Annotated in this window: 10 protein-coding genes and 1 pseudogene; 9 read left to right on the plus strand and 2 right to left on the minus strand. The window is 53.3% G+C overall.

Going from position 1 to position 17,264, the window contains the following annotated elements; translation table 11 throughout:
* Positions 1-324 precede the first annotated feature (324 nt).
* The 8 genes from ACP5D4_RS16510 (at position 325) to ACP5D4_RS16545 (ending at position 16,678) form a co-directional block, all read left to right on the plus strand.
* Positions 325-2,691 (plus strand): CHAT domain-containing protein, encoded by a 2,367-nt coding sequence (locus tag ACP5D4_RS16510; protein WP_428012723.1) that lies wholly within the window; start codon positions 325-327, stop codon positions 2,689-2,691.
* Positions 2,692-3,271: 580 nt separating this feature from the next.
* A complete protein-coding gene (locus ACP5D4_RS16515) occupies positions 3,272-4,222 on the plus strand; it encodes a DUF928 domain-containing protein (protein ID WP_428012724.1) in 951 nt (316 codons plus the stop codon).
* A complete protein-coding gene (locus tag ACP5D4_RS16520; RefSeq protein WP_428012725.1) occupies positions 4,207-7,011 on the plus strand; it encodes a CHASE2 domain-containing protein in 2,805 nt (934 codons plus the stop codon). The genes ACP5D4_RS16515 and ACP5D4_RS16520 overlap by 16 nt, the downstream gene beginning before the upstream one ends.
* 514 nt (positions 7,012-7,525) lie before the next feature.
* Complete coding sequence (locus tag ACP5D4_RS16525; RefSeq protein ID WP_428012726.1) at positions 7,526-8,917, plus strand: DICT sensory domain-containing protein; 1,392 nt, start codon at positions 7,526-7,528, stop codon at positions 8,915-8,917.
* A gap of 73 nt (positions 8,918-8,990) precedes the next feature.
* Positions 8,991-9,629, plus strand: a complete 639-nt coding sequence (locus ACP5D4_RS16530; protein ID WP_428012727.1) for a pentapeptide repeat-containing protein — start codon at positions 8,991-8,993, stop codon at positions 9,627-9,629.
* Between the two features lie 109 nt (positions 9,630-9,738).
* Positions 9,739-15,111, plus strand: a complete 5,373-nt coding sequence (locus tag ACP5D4_RS16535; RefSeq protein ID WP_428012728.1) for a PAS domain S-box protein — start codon at positions 9,739-9,741, stop codon at positions 15,109-15,111.
* Positions 15,112-15,120: 9 nt separating this feature from the next.
* Positions 15,121-16,239 (plus strand): hybrid sensor histidine kinase/response regulator, encoded by a 1,119-nt coding sequence (locus tag ACP5D4_RS16540; protein ID WP_428012729.1) that lies wholly within the window; start codon positions 15,121-15,123, stop codon positions 16,237-16,239.
* Positions 16,240-16,327: 88 nt separating this feature from the next.
* Positions 16,328-16,678: a c-type cytochrome gene (locus ACP5D4_RS16545; RefSeq protein WP_428012730.1), complete on the plus strand. Its 351-nt coding sequence runs from the start codon at positions 16,328-16,330 to the stop codon at positions 16,676-16,678.
* A gap of 44 nt (positions 16,679-16,722) precedes the next feature.
* On the opposite strand, the gene ACP5D4_RS16550 is transcribed toward ACP5D4_RS16545, so the two are convergent.
* The gene (locus ACP5D4_RS16550; RefSeq protein WP_017659767.1) at positions 16,723-16,863 is read right to left on the minus strand and encodes a hypothetical protein; all 141 of its coding nucleotides are present in this window, start codon (positions 16,861-16,863) and stop codon (positions 16,723-16,725) included.
* A 184-nt stretch (positions 16,864-17,047) separates the two neighbouring features.
* Between ACP5D4_RS16550 and ACP5D4_RS16555 the strand changes: the two genes are divergently transcribed.
* Complete coding sequence (locus ACP5D4_RS16555) at positions 17,048-17,215, plus strand: hypothetical protein (RefSeq protein WP_428012731.1); 168 nt, start codon at positions 17,048-17,050, stop codon at positions 17,213-17,215.
* On the opposite strand, the pseudogene ACP5D4_RS16560 reads toward ACP5D4_RS16555, so the two are convergent.
* Positions 17,215-17,262, minus strand: a pseudogene (locus ACP5D4_RS16560) (hypothetical protein); the annotation flags it as partial. The gene ACP5D4_RS16555 and the pseudogene ACP5D4_RS16560 sit on opposite strands and share 1 nt — an antisense overlap.
* Positions 17,263-17,264 lie beyond the last annotated feature (2 nt).

Here is a 17,264-nt window from a genome sequence, read left to right on the forward strand (position 1 = left end):
GGGAACCGATACGGAGGTGTTTTATGGGTCGGTGGGGGGCGGTGCGTGACGCGGGATTTTCATTTGTTGGTGGGAGGTGATAATTTTTTGCCCCGCGTCACGGCACCCTACGGGGTTTGTGTTTTTTACCATAAAAATATAAAAATGTCAATGTTTTTGATGGGGGGGTCGATCGCCCCTCTCCTGTCTCTTTTTTTCGCTTCATCTCCTCTTCTGTCAATCTCGCCGTCTCTTCATCCCCCTCTCTCTCAATCTCTTGTTCTCGACCCGATCGCTCGAGGGCAGGGATATTATGAGGCGGGGCGGTTTGGGGAGGCGGTGTCGGTGTGGGAATTGGCGGTGCAAGGGTACGATCGAGCGGACGATCGACTCAATGGGGCGCTCTGTCGGATTTATTTGTCTCTGGGATATCAACGGCTCGGACGCTGGGAGGAGGCGCGAGGGCTGTTGGAACGGGCGCGATCGATGCTTGACGGTGAGCTAGATACAGAGGTACAATGGAAAGTTTACGCTCTTTTTCTTAATACGCTGGGACAGTGGCAGTTTAATCGTGGGGATGCGGAAACGGCTCTGTTGACTTGGCAGGAGGCGGAACGGGCTTATGGGGAGACGGGGGACGAGGCGGGACGGCTCGGGAGTCAAATCAATCAGGGGCAGGCGCTGCAAACGTTGGGATTGTACCGACGGGCGAAGGTTCTTTTGGATGGGGTGATGGAACGGCTGGAGGACTCTGCGGATTCGATTCTTAAGGTGCGAGGGTTGCGCAGTTTGGGGACGGTGCTGCACGGGATGGGACGCTTGCGGGAGGCTCAGGGGGTGTTGGAGCGCAGTTTGGCGGCGGCTCGGGCGTTAAACGATCGAACGGGGATTCGCGAGGCGTTGCTGAGTTTGAGCGAGACGGCGCGGGATTGGGGGAATACGGAGACGGCGTTGGAGGCTTATGAGTGGGTGGCTCGGCGCAGTGAGGGGATCGATCGATTGGAGGTACGACTGAATCAGTTGAGGTTGTGGCTCGATACAGACCAGTTAGATAAGGCTCGATCGATCGTTCCGGAAATTATAGAACTGCTGGAGAGTCTGCCCCCCAGTCGCCGCTTAGTCTACGCTCGGGTCAATTTGGCCGAAAGCTGGTGGCGTCTGTCTCCTCAAGATAGGGAAGGGGTGGCGCAATTGCTGGTTGAAGCGGCGACGGAAGCGGGGAATTTAGGCGATCGACGCGCTCGATCTTACAGCCTCGGGGAACTGGGGCGTCTCTACGAACGACTGGGACAACTGGAAGAGGCGCAAACCCTCACGGAGCGAGCCTTGGCTCTGGCGCAGGCCATCGATGCGTCGGATTTGCTGGCGCGGTGGCAGTGGCAGCTGGGGCGCGTTTTGGTACGGCAGGAGGACTTCGATGGGGCGATTTTCGCTTATCGGGAAGCGGTTGCCATGTTAAAGGTCATTCGCGGGGATTTGGCGTCGTTCGATACGGATTTGCGCTTTTCGTTCCGCGATCTGGTCGAACCGGTGTATCGAGAATTTGTCCGTTTGCTGTTGCAAAAAGCTGAATTGCACCAATCGACGGCTCCCGAGCAGTTTAACGGGCTTTTAGCTGAGGCGCGACAGACCATCGAATCGTTGCAACTGGCGGAACTGGATAACTTTTTCCGAGAAGCCTGTTTGGATGTAACACCGGTGTCGATAGATGCGATCGATCCCCAGGCGGCGGTGGTGTACCCGATTGTGTTATCCGATCGCCTGTTTGTGATTCTCTCGGTGGCGGGACAGCCGCTGCAACTGTATTCTACGGCGGTATCTCAAGCTCAGGTGGAGGAACGAGTGGCGCAATTGCTGGAATCGCTACATCTGGCGTATTCCGATGTCGATCGCCTCGAGATTTCTCAAAGGCTCTATGACTGGCTGCTGAAACCTGCAGAACCCCTTTTAGCCAGAGAAGATGTGGAAACTCTGGTGTTCGTTCTCGATGGGGTATTACAAAAAGTGCCGATAGCGGCATTATACGACGGCAGACAGTACCTCATCGAACGCTACGCGGTGGCGCTCAGTCCCAGTTTGTATTTGTTCGCGCCTGAGTCGTCGTTACCGGAGCGTCCCCAGGTTCTCACGGGGGGGCTGACGGAAAGCCGTGGGGGATTTCCGCCGCTTCCGGGGGTGGCGAGGGAAATCGAGGGGATTACTCAGTATTTACCGACGCAGGTTCTTTTAGACGACGATTTTACGGAAGGACAACTGGAAACGGAGGTTCGATCGCGCGATTTTAATATCGTGCATTTGGCGACTCACGGACAGTTCAGTTCTAATGCTGACGAGACTTTTTTGCTCACCTGGGACGGACGCTTGAACGTGCGAGAACTCGATCGATGGTTGCAAGTCAACCGTTTCGGTCAGGCGATCGATCTGTTGGTCTTAAGCGCCTGTCAAACGGCGTTGGGGGACGATCGCGCCGTGTTGGGGTTGGCGGGGGTAGCGGTTCGATCGGGCGCTCGCAGTACCTTAGCAACGCTGTGGTCGGTGCGCGATCGATCGACCACTCAACTGATGGATGAATTTTACCGCCAAATGACGCAACAGCCGCGTCCGAGTAAAGCGGAGGCGCTGCGCCAAGCTCAACTTCATCTTTTGCGAGAGTCTCCTTACAATCATCCTTTTTTCTGGGCCCCCTTCGTGACGATTGGGAATTGGCGCTAGAAAACTTTTCGAGATCGGGGGTTGACAAAATTAACAAAGTATGTATCTCATGCGAGATCCCCGGCATCTTCGGCGGTAGTGAGGGGGTGAGGGGGTGAGGGGGTGAGGGGGTGATGGGGGGATGGTGAGATGGGGTGAGGCGGTGTAGGTTGGTGGTGTGTGACGATTTCTCGGTGTCAGGATTCACACCCGATTTTTCAAATCAGGCACCCTAGGGAAACTGTTCGCGGCATCCTCTCACCAGATATCGGCGTTGGTTGGCTTGATTGGCGGGTTGGATTAAACTAGAGATAAAGGGCTTCCTTGTGAGTTGTAGATTTTACGCGGGTTTTGGGTCTATATTTCTGGAAATTTCCGGCTTTATACTTCCAGAAATCGTTGAAACTTGCGGTAAATATCAGAAATCCCTGAATAATTACAACTGACATAAGTATTAATTTAACGTGCTGGTGGAAATTCTTGCTTAAAATTAAGTTTTATTACCGCGCAAACCAGCAAACTTATGTTGACTAGCCATCGTTCGATCGCGTGCGCGTCATTTGCTACGATCGCAGCGATCGGGTGCATCTTCTACCCCAAAGTGTCGTTCTCCATTCCGTCTGCTGGCTCGTCTTCGGACGAACTGTCAGCTTCGGATGCAACGGACGCCACTTGTTCCAGTTCTCAACGCAGCGAACTCAGTGGAATCGTGCGCTTCGAGCCGCCTCCTGACGAACCCCCCGCGCCTCCTGAAAGTGGTGGCGGAGGGTCTCGGGGAATGGTGCGTTTCGAGCCACCTCCTCAAGATCCTGATGCTCCGGATGAAAGCGGAGGCGGCGGATCTCGCCATCACTGGGAATTTGAACCGCCCGAGGACGATGCACCCGATGAAAGTGGGGGCGGAGCCTCCCGTAGCGAAAGCGAATTGACGGTTTCGAGTCAAGACTCGGAGTCGGAACAACTCGTCTCGCTGACGCCGCTCGTTCCAGATAATTACTATGGCAGAACCGTTTCTGCTCGTCCGTCGTTTTTCGTCTACGTGCCTGAAACTGTTGCTCGGCAACTGTTTTTCAGCCTGCACGAGTACGAAAGGACCGATCGCGACACCGTTCGCCGTTTTCCCCACTATCAAGGGTTTTTTTCGATTTCCGGCTGTGAGGGCATTGTTCAGTTAACGCTTCCGCCCGAGGCCGGAGAACTCGAACTCGGACAAGACTATCAGTGGTACGCAGCTATCGTCATGGGCGATCGACTGCGTCCGGATAGTCCCAGTGCTTCAGGATGGGTGCGGCGAGTCCCCCAGTCTCCGGAGCAGGACGGTCTTAACTCGAAGGCGAACAGCCTCGAGTTGGCTGCTGCTTACGGAGGTTCCGGAGTTTGGTACGACGCCCTCGAAGTTCTTGCTGCGTTGCGACGCGCTCACCCTAATAGCAACGCTTTAGCAACTGAATGGCGCGACCTTTTGGCTCAAGTCGGACTCGAGGCGATCGCCGATCGCCCCTTCGTCAATTCCACCTCCGTCAACTCGACCCCGAGATGTGGCAACGGTTAAGGAATTGGTTTAGTCGCTGGCAGGGGGTGTTTTTCACCGCCCCGCCAGTGGCGTTGGTCGTGAGTTTTACCGCCACCTTTGGCGGCTTTCAATTATTCGAGCGTGTGGCCATCGACACGCTATTTCGTCTGCGTCCGGACGCGCCGGCGGATTCGCGCATCGTGATTTTGGCGATTGGCGAAGCGGACATTCGCCGTGTGGGAGAGTGGCCGGTGCCGGATGCGGTTCTGGCTGAGGTGATCGATCGGGTGCGGCGTCAGTCTCCTCGGGCGATCGGGTTAGATTTGTACCGGGATTTGCCGGAGGAACCGGGATACGCTCGTTTGGTGGAGGTGATGGAATCGACGCCGAATTTAATGGGCATTGAAAAAGCTCTCGGAGAAGATACGGTCGCCCCGCCGCCGACGTTGGCTCGACTGGGGCGCGTCAGTTTGGCGGATTTGATGGAGGATGGGGACGGTAAAGTTCGACGGGCGCTGATTTCTTCCCGCATTAACGGCCGCTTGCGGTTCGGTTTGGGGGTGGATTTAAGTTTGAAGTATTTGGAACAGGAAGGGATTGCTTTAGAGCCGATTTCGGGCTGCGAATCTTGTTATCGTCTTGGAAAAACCACTTTCTTCCCCCTGCGAAAGCCGATTGGTGGCTATTCGGAAGCGGTTTCTGGAGGCTATCAGATTTTTCTCAACTATCGCGGCGGAAACGGTAGTTTTCCTCGGGTGTCGCTGAGTCAGGTGCTTTCGGGAGATGTGCCGTCGAATTTCTTTCTCGATCGCATTGTTCTCATCGGTTCGACGGCCAGCAGTACGAAAGATGTCTTTCCTACGCCTTACGGTACGGGATCTTCTGCCATGAACGGGGTGGAAGTTCACGCTCACATCGCCAGTCATTTGTTATCGGCAGCCCTCGACGGACGCCCCCTGTTGCAACCCTGGACTCAGGAGGAGGAATGGTTGTGGATTGCCACTTGGTCGTTTATTAGCGGTTCGATCGTCTGGCGGCTGTTAGTCCGTCATCGTTGTGGTGTCAATTCTCTCTGGTGTAGTTCGCTTTCGGGAATGGCCATCTGTTGGATTCCTCTGGCTGGCGTTACTTATATTGGATTCGTGACGGGGAGTTTGGTGCCGGTGGTGTCTCCGGCTGTGGCGGTGGTGGCCACGAGTTTGGCGGTGTCGAACTATTACAGTCAGTTGAAGCTGAAAACGATGAACGAAAAACTGGAAAAAGCTAACGAACAACTGGAGGAGGCTAACGATCGACTTCGAGAGTATTCTTCGGTGTTGGAAGAGAAGGTTAGCGATCGCACTCGGGAGTTAGAAGTTGCCAAGCAACGGGCTGACGCCGCCAATCAAGCGAAAAGTGAGTTTTTGGCTAATATGAGCCACGAGCTGCGAACGCCCCTCAATGGCATTCTCGGCTATGCGGATATCTTGCAACGGGATTCTCGGGTGACGGCGAAGCAACGGGACGGCTTGGCGGCGATTTATCAGTGCGGTACGCATTTGTTGACGTTGATTAACGACGTGCTGGATTTGTCGAAAATCGAAGCTCGGAAGTTCGAGTTACAGCCGAGTGAATTCGATTTTTTAGGGTTTTTGCAGGGTGTGGTGCAAATGTGCGCTATTCGTGCTTATCAGAAAGGGATTTCGTTTGATTGCGATTTGGACGTGAGACTTCCGGTTGGGGTGCGGGCGGACGAGAAACGCTTGCGTCAGGTGTTTTTGAATTTGTTGGGCAACGCGATTAAGTTTACGGATACGGGGGGGGTGGTGTTCCGCGCTACGCTGCTGGAACCGCTGGAGGATTTTTCGGGCCATGGTGTTTCGTCGAACGGGGCGTCTCCTCTGCTAAGGCCGACTTCCTGTCGGGTTCGCTTTGAGGTTCTCGATACGGGGGTGGGGATGACTCCCGAACAGATCGAGAAAATTTTTCAGCCTTTCGAGCAGGTGGGCGATCGACGCAAGCAGGCTGAGGGGACGGGATTGGGGTTGTCGATCGGTCAGAAAATCGTTCAGGCCATGGGCGGTACGTTATCGGTTGAAAGTCAATTGGGAGAGGGCAGTGTTTTCAGTTTTGAGTTGGTGTTGGAGGTGGCCGAGCGTTGGGAACGTCCTTCGACGGGCAAGATGTCTTTGGTGGTTGGTGTTGAGGGAATGCCGCCGACGGTGTTGGCTGTGGATGATAGTGATTATGGACGGGCGGTGTTGGCTGCCTGGTTGGGGGATCTCGGTTGTCCGATTCGGGAAGCGGCGGATCTGGGTTCGGCGTTGCATTTGTTGGAAACGGATTCGATCGATGTGGTTTTTGTGGATTGGATGTTGCCGGATGGGGGCGCTGTGGAGGCGATCGAGCGGTTTCGATCCGCTCGATCGAATTCGCCATTGAAGATTGTGGTCTGTTCGGCCAGTGCCTTCGATCGCGATCGAGAGGTGGCTTTAGCTACTGGTGCTGATGCTTTCCTCTCTAAGCCCCTATCTCGCGATCGAGTGTTGCAAACCCTTGAAGATTTGTTGGGCTGTCGGTGGCTTTACGCCGAACCCCCCGAACCCCGGGAGGCCGCGAAGCGGGTGGATACGGACATTCAGCCGCCACCGCTCGATCGCCTCGAGCGGTTACAGGAGTTGACGCTTCAGGGCAATTTGAAACGGTTGAGTTTGGAGGCGGAGGCGCTGAAGGCGGATAGTCCTCAGTTCGCGCCTTTTGCCGATCGGGTGCTGGAATTTGCGAAAAGCTTTCAGGTCAAGCAGTTACGCAGTTTCCTTGATGCTTATTCTTCTCCGCCTCGATCTTAGGTTGGAACAGTCCTCAACACCCAGATACAGAGAACACCCAGATACAGAGAACACTGAGAGGTTTTGGGTGACTTGGCAGAAATCCCTGTTTGAGTTTTGTTGGCTATGTTGATTTTGTGTATTGACTAAAAAATCAACTAACTTGATAAAAAACCACTATATAAAAATACAATTTAATTTTCTCAGTTTTTTTGGGTCTTGTCAAGGACTTGAGGGGAATTCTTGAATTCTGTTGGCAATATTGACTAAAAAATCAACTAACTTGATAAAAAACCACTATATAAAAATACAATTTAATTTTCTCAGTTTTTTTGAGTCTTGTCAAGGACTTGAGAGGGGCGCCAGGCAAACTGTGGGAAAAGTTGTTTGAAGAGGGTTATAGATTCTGGAGGGCTTGAAAAACGGCTTTCGAGGGCGCTGTGCGGAGGTTTCGAGAGGGAGACTCAGGGTTGAAGATTTCCGGTGTCCCTGCTGGCAAAATAACTATCCATTATAATTCAGATCGGAAGTAGCAATGGTTCGAACCGTCGAAATGCTGAAGGGATCGATCTTAAAAAAACTCGTTGACAGTCACGGTCAAGGGAAAACCAGCAAAACGCCGCTCAACTACGGAGTTTATTATAAAAACACCTTAATTGCGCTATGTCACGCCCTCGAAGACAGCATTCTCGAATCGGAATGCCAACCTGTTATCGTTGCCGCCTTTCAACGGGGTAAATGGTACTTACAAGAAGCCGAGCGTTATAACGACTTGGCTGAAAAATCGCGAGATATTGCGATTTTAGCCACAGCCGAGGCAGGATTTGCCGATCGAACCGCCAGTGAAAACGACAACGTTTCGTTCGTAGCGTTATCCCCAGACGATCCGGTGGCGCAAGAGTGGCATCTGATGATTTTATCGCCGAACTATACGGCGATGGTGATGTGTCAGGAACTCTTACCGGAGGATTACGGTGCTGAGGGGGTTCCCGAGGTGGATGTGGAACGGAAGTTTTATGGATTTTGGACGTTCGAGCCGGAATTGGTAATCGAGGCGGTGCGGTTGTCGATCGAACATATCGGCAAATACGACGAAGCAGTACGAGAGCGACTGAGCGTCCAAGTCAAGGAGATCGAAGGAGAGACTCAGGTCGATCGCACTGAAGATTTAAGCGGTATCGTCTCGCGAGTGGTGGATTATCTCAAAACCAGCCACGGGGACTTAGAAAAACAGGTGGACTCGACGCCGTTTCCCCATCAAACGCAATTGGAACGGAACATCGTTTCCAACAAGTTGCAAGCCTTTCTGCGCATGGCGCAACTAATTGACTTAACGGATACGGAAAACCCGATGGCGGCTACGGAAGTTTCGTCGCTGTGCGAGATGATGGGACAACTACTCGATCTTCAGGCATGGCAACTCAAACGGTTGCGCTTGGCGGGATTACTCCACCGGCTGGATTATCTACCCGGTAGCAATTCCGAGAAGTTGTCCGCCCACAACGAAGAGGCTCCGAGTTGTCCGTTACGCACGGGGGCGCAAGTGCTGCGGACGATGCCGCAACTGCGGGCGGTGGCGAAAATCGTGACTCATCAAACCGAATGCTGGGATGGTTCGGGACAACCTGCCGGACTCAGTTATGACGGCATTCCGGTGGAATCGCGAATTTTGGGATTGCTGGCGTATTTCCAAGGGCGAGTGACTCAGTTATCTCGCCATCACAGTCGGGAAGAGGCGTTATCGATGGCGATGTCGGAGTGTCAGGGGGGTAGTGGTTCTCGGTGGGACCCCAAACTGGTGGAAACTTTGGCGTTGCTGGTGTTGGGAATGCAGCAGGGGATGACGCTACCCCAGGAAACTTTCAAAATTAGTTCGGGAATGTGGTTGTTAGACCATCACCCGGATGAGTCTGAGGTAATGGGGTGATGCTGTGATGAGAGGGGGAGATTTAACGTCAAATTAACCGGGTAAAAATTATCTTGTGTTGGCATCGAAATTGATGATGAAAAATATTGAAATTCTCAAATCGAGACAGTTCGACCATCTGCGAGGGGTCGATCTTGAAGAGCAGGATCTGTCTGGTTTTAACTTGCGTGGAATCGATCTAGCCGGGGCGAATCTCGTCGGGGCGAACCTCTCGGGGAGTCAATTGGAAACGAGTCGCCTGGAAGGGGCGAACCTTCTGGGGGCTTCTCTTTATCAAGCGGACGCTCGTGCCAGTTTTTTGGGTGCGAATTTGATGCAAGCGGATTTTACTGAGGCGGATTTGCGGGGTAGCAACTTGCGAGGGGCGAATTTGATGGGGGCGACGCTTCAGCAAGGGGTACTCAGTGGCGCTTTTTTGAGCGGGGCGAATTTGATGGGGGTCAATTTGCAAGGGGCGGATTTGCGCGGGGCGGATTTGCGCGGGGCGAATTTGTCTGGGGCGAATTTGTCTGGGGCCGATCTCAGTTATGCGGATTTGCAAGGGGCTTTGTTAACGGAAGCGAATCTTGAAGAAACGAATTTGTCTGGGGCGAATTTGTCTGGGGCGAATTTGGTTCGGGCGAATTTGCTCTGTGCCAATGTGGGAGATGCGAAACTGGATGGAACGCTGTTGACGGGGTCTTGTTTGACGGGTACGCGGCTGGCCTCTTAGGGGTCGATCGATCTCGTTTCGATCGAGTATAATATTGACAAGATATTGACAAATTAATAAATTTGTGGTAATGAGGTCAGACGAGCGAGATGACGATCGAGATCTGTGGTTGTCCGCGACCCTTTCAACGCTGCGGGATGGTGTGGTGACGATCGATCGCACCGGAACAGTAACGGCGTTCAACGCGGTGGCGGAGCAGCTGACTGGACAGGCGGCGGAAGCGGCGATCGGACGGCCTCTGAAGGAGGTTTTACGGTTAGTGAGTCCCCAGAGGTTTCAAGCTGTAGAGTTGTCGGTTTCGGCTCTAGAGTCTTGGGAATCGCCCCGTCATTTCCAGAACTTACTGTTAAGGGCTAAAAACGGCTCGTCGGTGTCGGTCGATTGTACGGTGACGGCTGTGGGGGAGGTGGGGGAGTCGGCGAAGGGATGGTCGATCGCCCTGCACGACTTGAGCGAACGGCATTTCGCGCAACTGGCTTTAGAAGCCAACGAAACGCGCTTTCGCTGTATTTTCGATCGCGCCTTCAATTTTATCTGGCTGTTAATGCCCGATGGTACCCTCGCCGAAGCCAATCAGCGGGTGTTGGACTTCGCGGATTTGTCCTTGTCTGAAATTCTGGGCGATCTCTTTTGGGAGGGAAAATGGTGGCGTCTGGAGGAAAGTGCGAAAGCCCAAGTGCGCCAAGCGGTGCGACAGGCGGCGGCGGGGGACGCGGTACAGTTCGATTTGGAATTTACCCATCCTCAAACTGAAGCAGCGGTGGTTTTAGATTTGTCGGTAAAGCCGGTGGTTTGGGAAATCGATCGAACCCTGTTGTTGGTGGTGGAAGGACAAGACATCAGCGAACGCAAACGCAGCCAACAGCAACTCCAAGCAGTCAATCGAGAACTGGAAGCTCAAGTACGAGAGCGAACCCAACAACTGCAAGAGACGATCGATCGCCTAGAAACGGAAATGGCGCGACGCCAGCGCATCGATGCGGCTTTAACCAGCCTGGTGTCCGGAACCGCCGCTGTGACCGGACGGGACTTTTTCCCGGCCTTGGTTCAACATATCGCCACGGCGTTGGACGTACCGAACGTTCTGGTCTCCAAACTTCAGGGCGATCGCCTGCAAGCTCTGGCAGTATGGTCGGATGGAGAACTCCAATCTAACTTTAGTTCCCGCATTGAGGGGAGTCCGAGTCAAATTACCTTAGAAACCGGATTTTGCTGTTACCCGTCCGGCGTGCGCCAAGCCTTCCCCAAAGACCCCGACTTAGCCTGTTTCGAGGCGGAAAGTTATCTGGGGGTCTGTTTGCGGGATACCGAGGGCAACCCCATCGGTCATCTGTGCGTTATCGACAGGCAACCCTGTCAAGACCCCGCCTACAATCGATCGATCTTACAAGTCTTTGCCGCTCGAGCCGCCGCCGAACTGGAACGAGTCCGGGCTACCGAAGCCCTGCAACAGAGCGAACAGCGATTTCGCAACCTGGTCGAAGCCAGTAGCGATTGGGTTTGGGAATCCGACCTTCAAGGAAAATTCACCTACGCCAGTCCCCAAGTGGAAGAGATTCTCGGTCTCAACCCCGAAGAATTGCTCGATCGTTATCCTTGGGATTTCATGACCTCCAATGACGCCCAGCGGAATTACGAAATCTTCTTAGAGGTGGCGAGCCAACAGGAAGCGTTTCGCAACCACGAAGCCCTGTTTCTCCACGCTCAGACGAGGGAGGAAGTGGTTATCGAAGCCAGCGGCGTCCCCGTGTTCGACGGTGAAGGGGACTTACAGGGATATCGAGGAATCGCCCGAGATGTGAGCGATCGTCGCCAGGCCGACGAACGGCTTCGCAGCAGCTACGCCACCAATCGCGCCCTCATCGACGCCTTACCGGACTTACTCTTCCGCATTCGGGGGGACGGGGTGTTCGTCAACTACCACAGTCCCCCGGACGGCTTGCTGTGGATGTCGCCCAACGACTTTCTCGGCAAACATATCGCCCAAGTTTTACCGCCGGAGGTGGCGTCGATGACGATCGCAGCGGTGGAAAACGCCTTAGCCACGCGATCGCTGCAATCCTTCGAGTATCACATGCCCATTGACGGTCAAGTTCGGTATTGGGAAGCCCGCGTTACCGCCAGCGCCGCCAACGAAACCATCGTCATCGTGCGAGACATCACCGACGCCAAGCAAGCCGAACTAGAACTGCGTCAGTCTCAAGCCTTTCTGAACCTGGTCATCGACAACATTCCTCAAGCCATTTTCTGGCAAGACCGAGATGCCGTGTATCGAGGTTGCAACCGAACCTTTGCCCGAGATAAAGGATTCGATCGCCCTGAAGACCTCATCGGACAGCGCGATCGCGACCTTCCCGACTATTCGATCGATATCGAACTTTGCGGCGTCTGCCATCAACGGGTGATGGAGACCGATACCCCCGAATGCCACGTCATCGAAGAAATTCGCCGTCCCGAGGGGGGCATGGCGTGGTTGGACGTCAACCGCATTCCCCTCCACGACGACGACGGCAACGTTATCGGTCTCCTCGTCACCTACGAAGACATTACCCAACGTCGCCGCACTGAAGCCCTGCTGCGGCAACAAGCCAAAGCCATGAACGCCGCCCAAGACGGTATCGCCATTCTCAACGCCGAAGAACGCTACGTTTACCTCAACCCCGCCCATCTCAAGGTTTACGGTTACGATTTACCCGACGAACTCATCGGCCGCAGTTGGCGCGTCCTCTACCGAGAAGAAGAACGAGAGCGTTTGCGGCGGGACGCCCTCCCCCAACTGCGAGAACGGGGAGAATGGCGCGGCGAAGTACTGGGGTTGCGGCGCGATGGCAGTACCTATCCCCAAGATATTTCGCTGACCGCACTCGACGACGGGGGTATCGTCTGCATCGTGCGGGACGCCAGCGATCGAAAACGAGCGGAAGACGCCCTGCGGGAGTCTCAACAACGGCTGCAAGCGATTCTCGACAACACCACCTCTGTCCTCTACCTTAAGGATCTCCAGGGGCGATATTTGCTGGTGAATTCCCGGTTTTCAGAGTTGTTTGACCTGACGCCGCAGGAGATTATCGGCAAAACGGACGCGGAACTGATCTCGTCCGACATCGCCGAGCAATTTCGAGACAACGATCTCAGGGTTATCCAGCGGGAAAGTCCCGAGGAATTTGAAGAACGGGTTCCCCTGGATGGGAAAACCCTGACTTATCTTTCGATTAAATTTCCCCTCAAAGACGATGCGGGGCGTTCCTACGCCATCGGCGGGATTTCTACGGATATCAGCGATCGCAAACAGGCCGAACAACAACTGCGAGAAAGCCAGCGATTTATTCAGCGGGTGGCCGATGCCATTCCCGACATTTTGTATATTTACGATCTGGTTCAAGGGCGCAATGTCTACGTCAACCAAGAGATTCAAGTGCTGTTGGGGTATTCTCCCGAGGAGATCGCGGCCATGGGAGAGGGGATATTAGCCGAACTCATCCATCCCGACGACTGGGAGCATATCGTGCAGGGGTTCAGTCGCTTCGACGACATCGACGACGCCACGGTTCTGGAAACTGAATATCGGCTGCGTCACGCCAACGGCGAATGGCGGTGGATGTTGAGTCGCGAGGCGGTGTTTGCCCGGACTGAGGAGGGAAAACCCACGCAACTCATCGGTGTCTCTAGCAATATTACCGATCGCAAGCGTACCGAAGAACGCCTGCGCCTCAACCAACGGGCGATCGAAGCCAGCAGCAACGGTATCGTCATCGTGGACGCTCAGCAACCGGACTATCCGCTGATTTACGTCAACCCGGCGTTCGAGCAAATCACGGGGTATACTGCCGAGGAGGTGCTGGGACGCAACTGCCGGTTTTTGCAAGGGGTCGATCGCCAGCAACCGGAAATTGACGAACTGCGAGAGGCGTTAAAGTATCAGGGAAGTTGCACGGTGGTGCTTCGCAACTATCGCAAAGACGGCCGGATGTTCTGGAACGAAATTTCCATTTCTCCGATTTACGATACCGAGAACACCGTCACCCATTATTTGGGAATTCAAAACGACATCACCGAAGCCAAGCAAGCGGAGTTAGAACGCCATTTAGCGCAGGAACGGTTGGAATACCTGCTCGTGTCGAGTCCTGGGGTGATTTACAGTTGTAAAACGGGGGATGATTTCGCCGCCACCTACATGAGCGAAAACGTCGAATCCCTTACGGGATATAAGGCAGAGCAGTTCGTGTCCGCTCCCAACTTTTGGGGAAGTTGCCTTCACCCGGACGACGTCGCCCGCGTGTTTGAAGACGTACAGCAGGTGTTCGAGACGGACTGTTATAACCACGAATACCGATTTCGGTTCGCCGACGGGTGCTATCACTGGGTTTACGATCAGTTGAAGCTGATTCGCGACGAGGCGGGAAATCCAGTCGAAATTTTGGGATATTGGACTGATATCAGCGATCGCAAACAGGCCGAAACCGAGTTACAACAGGCGAAAGACCGACTGCAAGCGGTGTTAGATGCCGTTCCCGGTCTGGTGTCTTGGATGAGTTACGATGTCAACGAAAGTCGGGCTTATTATCTCGGCGTCAACCAACATCTGGCCGATAGTTACGGATTACCGACGGAAGCGTTTGTGGGACGTATGGTTGGTTTTCAAGACCGACAGTCGGAATTTGCTCAGTGGATCGATCGCTTTTTTCAATCGAGCGACAGTCAAATGGCTTGCGAGATCGAGACGACAGTTCGCGGACAACTCCATACTTATTTAATGGTGTCTCAGAAATACGATCGCGGTCGGTCTGCGGTGTCGGTCGGTATCGATATCAGCGGACTTAAACAGGCGGAGTTCGAGTTAAAAACTTCTTTACACGATAAAGAGTTACTGCTTAAGGAAGTTCACCATCGGGTTAAAAACAACCTGCAAGTGATTTCGAGTATTTTTTCGTTGCAGTCTCAATTCACTGAAGAAGACCGAATTCTTTCAATTTTAGAAGAGAGCCAAAATCGCATCCGTACAATGGCATTAATTCACGAAAAGCTATATCAATCCGATAGCTTTTCTAATGTGGATTTTGCCGATTACGTACAGAACTTAGCCCATACGCTATTTTCTTCTTATCACGTGAGTTTTAATTTAGTGCAACTAGAAACGAACGTCGAGCCGATTTCGTTAAACTTGGATACGGCGATTCCTTGCGGACTGCTGGTGAACGAACTCATTTCTAACTCGTTAAAACATGGTTTTCCCGAGGGTCGATCGGGTAAAACTTCCTTAGAGTTCCGAAAACTCAGCCAGGACGAGCGACTGGTTCTGAAAGTCAGCGATACGGGGGTAGGATTCCCCGAAAATTTAGACATCGCGCGAACCACCTCCTTGGGACTGCGTTTAGTGCGATCGCTCACTCGCCAACTCCGAGGCAAACTAGAGATGTATAACAGAAATGGAGCCGTTTTCCAAGTGACGTTTTCTCCCCTTCGAGATCGCACGCGAGGTTGAGCTGACGCTATGTCTGAGATTCGCATTCTAATCGTCGAAGACGAAGCGATCGTCGCCGACGATATCGCTTACCGCCTAGAAAATTTGGGATACGAGATTGCGGATATTGTGGCGTCGGGAGAAGAAGCGATCGAAGCCGCGACGAAAGAGCTTCCCGATCTCGTGTTGATGGATATTATGTTACAGGGGGAAATCGACGGTATCGAAGCGGCTCGCGTCATCCGAGAACGTCTGAACTTGCCTGTGGTGTATTTAACAGCTAACGCCGATCGAGCTACTCTAGAACGGGCGAAATTAACGGTTCCCCTGGGTTACGTCCTCAAGCCTTTTAAAGACCGGGAATTGCAGGTAACGATCGAAATTGCCCTGACTCGCCACCAAGCGGAACGAGAACTGCAAAACGCTTTAGAGACAACCCGCCAACAACAACAAGCCGCCGAGGAAAACAGCGACTTAAAAAGTCAATATCTCTCGATGACTTCACACGAATTTAGAACGCCGCTGACGGTGATTCAGTCCTCGGCGGAAATGTTAGAGCATTTCAGCGAAGTCTGGTCGATGGAGAAGAAACAAAAGTACCTCCAGCGTATTTTGTCCAGTACGGCCAGTATGAACCAACTCCTCGAAGATGTGCTGACTTTCGGTCGGGTGGAATCGGGAAAATTGCCGTTTCAACGCAATTGGATGGATGTCGAGTCCTTTTGTCGGGACTTAATCGAAGCGATTTCCTTTGGGGCGGGACAGGGGTATTCGATCGAGTTTGCGGTGGTGGGAAGGCCTCAGAAAGCCTATCTCGACGAGAAACTTTTGTGGCATTTACTCAACAATTTACTCTCGAACGCGGTGAAATATTCGCCTGAAGGGGGAACGGTGATTCTTAAAGCAGCCTTCGAGGGCGATCGCATTTGCTTTCAGGTGAGCGATTCGGGTATCGGAATCGCCCCAGAGGAGCAACATCGGCTCTTCGAGCCGTTTCACCGGGCGAAAAACGTGGGGAAAATCCCCGGAACGGGGTTAGGCTTGGCCATCGTCAAGCGATCGGTGGATTTACATGGCGGTTCTATTTCCGTCAGCAGTCAGGAAGGAAAAGGAACGACGTTTACGGTGGTGTTACCTTTGGGGCGTTGAGGGGATGAGGGGATGAGGGGATGAGGGGATGATGGGTTGGGGGGGGTTGACAAAAAGATTTAATTATGTTAAAGATTTGACGATAAAAATGAAGCGACGCGATCGACTGTCAATTATCTACTATAAATTACTAATCTTACTTTTGCTGTGGAGCTTGTCGGGAACGGCGGTGCAGGCGGCGGATTTGAGTAAAGGCGAGGCGATTTTCGAGCAGTATTGCGTGGGCTGTCACGTGAACGGCGGCAATATCGTCCGTCGGGGAAAAACGCTGAAACAACGAGCTTTGAAGCGTTACGGGCGGGATACTCCGGAGTCGATCGCCGAATTGGTGAAGTACGGAAAAAATAATATGTCAGCCTATGGAGATCGACTCAGCGATGAAGAAATCGCTGATGTGGCGGCTTACGTCCTCGATCGCGCGGCGAATAACTGGCGATAGCCGATCGATCGAGGACAAACCTAACCCAGCCAGTTAGAAAAGAGTTATTTTTTAGGTTTAGATTTCGGCCGTTGTAACTTCTGCTCGTCTTCGATGGCGCCGTTAGACATGACGAGGCCGCTACCGAGGAGCAGAGCCGCCGCAAATCCCACGACGACCCAATCCATCCATGCAGGGATTTCCATAGTTTTGTAATTTTCATCTACATTTGTCGATTGGATTCGAGCTTAGCGTACTTTGCCGGAGCTGTCAGAGTCCGAGACAGAATCGAACTCGAGAGAGAAGCAGAACGATGGCGACTGCGATTTCCGATTATCCTTGCCAACCAAGAATTCCGGTGAACTACCACTCATCATCGCGAGGCGATTGATGAGTGGCTTCCAGCTTCAATGGGAATTGCCTCGGGAAGCGTCGAACGAGTTCGACCTCCCTTTGGACTTACATTCCCTCCACGTCGCAGTTGCCCCGGTTCCCGAGGCCAGTATCCGCAAGCCTTCATTTTTGATATTTGTTGCCGCGTTGATGTCTCGATCGTGAATCTGACCACATTGCGGACATTCAAACGACCGCACGTCGAGTCCCATCT

Origin of the sequence: Baaleninema sp. (assembly GCF_049974805.1) — a bacterium.
GTDB lineage: Bacteria > Cyanobacteriota > Cyanobacteriia > Cyanobacteriales > Geitlerinemataceae > Baaleninema.

Coding starts and splice junctions, on each gene's coding strand:
- ACP5D4_RS16520 (WP_428012725.1), top strand. CDS start 4,207: ATGTGGCAACGGTTAAGGAATTGGTTTAGTCGCTGGCAGGGGGTGTTT.
- ACP5D4_RS16525 (WP_428012726.1), top strand. CDS start 7,526: ATGGTTCGAACCGTCGAAATGCTGAAGGGATCGATCTTAAAAAAACTC.
- ACP5D4_RS16530 (WP_428012727.1), top strand. CDS start 8,991: ATGATGAAAAATATTGAAATTCTCAAATCGAGACAGTTCGACCATCTG.
- ACP5D4_RS16540 (WP_428012729.1), top strand. CDS start 15,121: ATGTCTGAGATTCGCATTCTAATCGTCGAAGACGAAGCGATCGTCGCC.
- ACP5D4_RS16545 (WP_428012730.1), top strand. CDS start 16,328: ATGAAGCGACGCGATCGACTGTCAATTATCTACTATAAATTACTAATC.
- ACP5D4_RS16550 (WP_017659767.1), bottom strand. CDS start 16,863: ATGGAAATCCCTGCATGGATGGATTGGGTCGTCGTGGGATTTGCGGCG.
- ACP5D4_RS16555 (WP_428012731.1), top strand. CDS start 17,048: ATGAGTGGCTTCCAGCTTCAATGGGAATTGCCTCGGGAAGCGTCGAAC.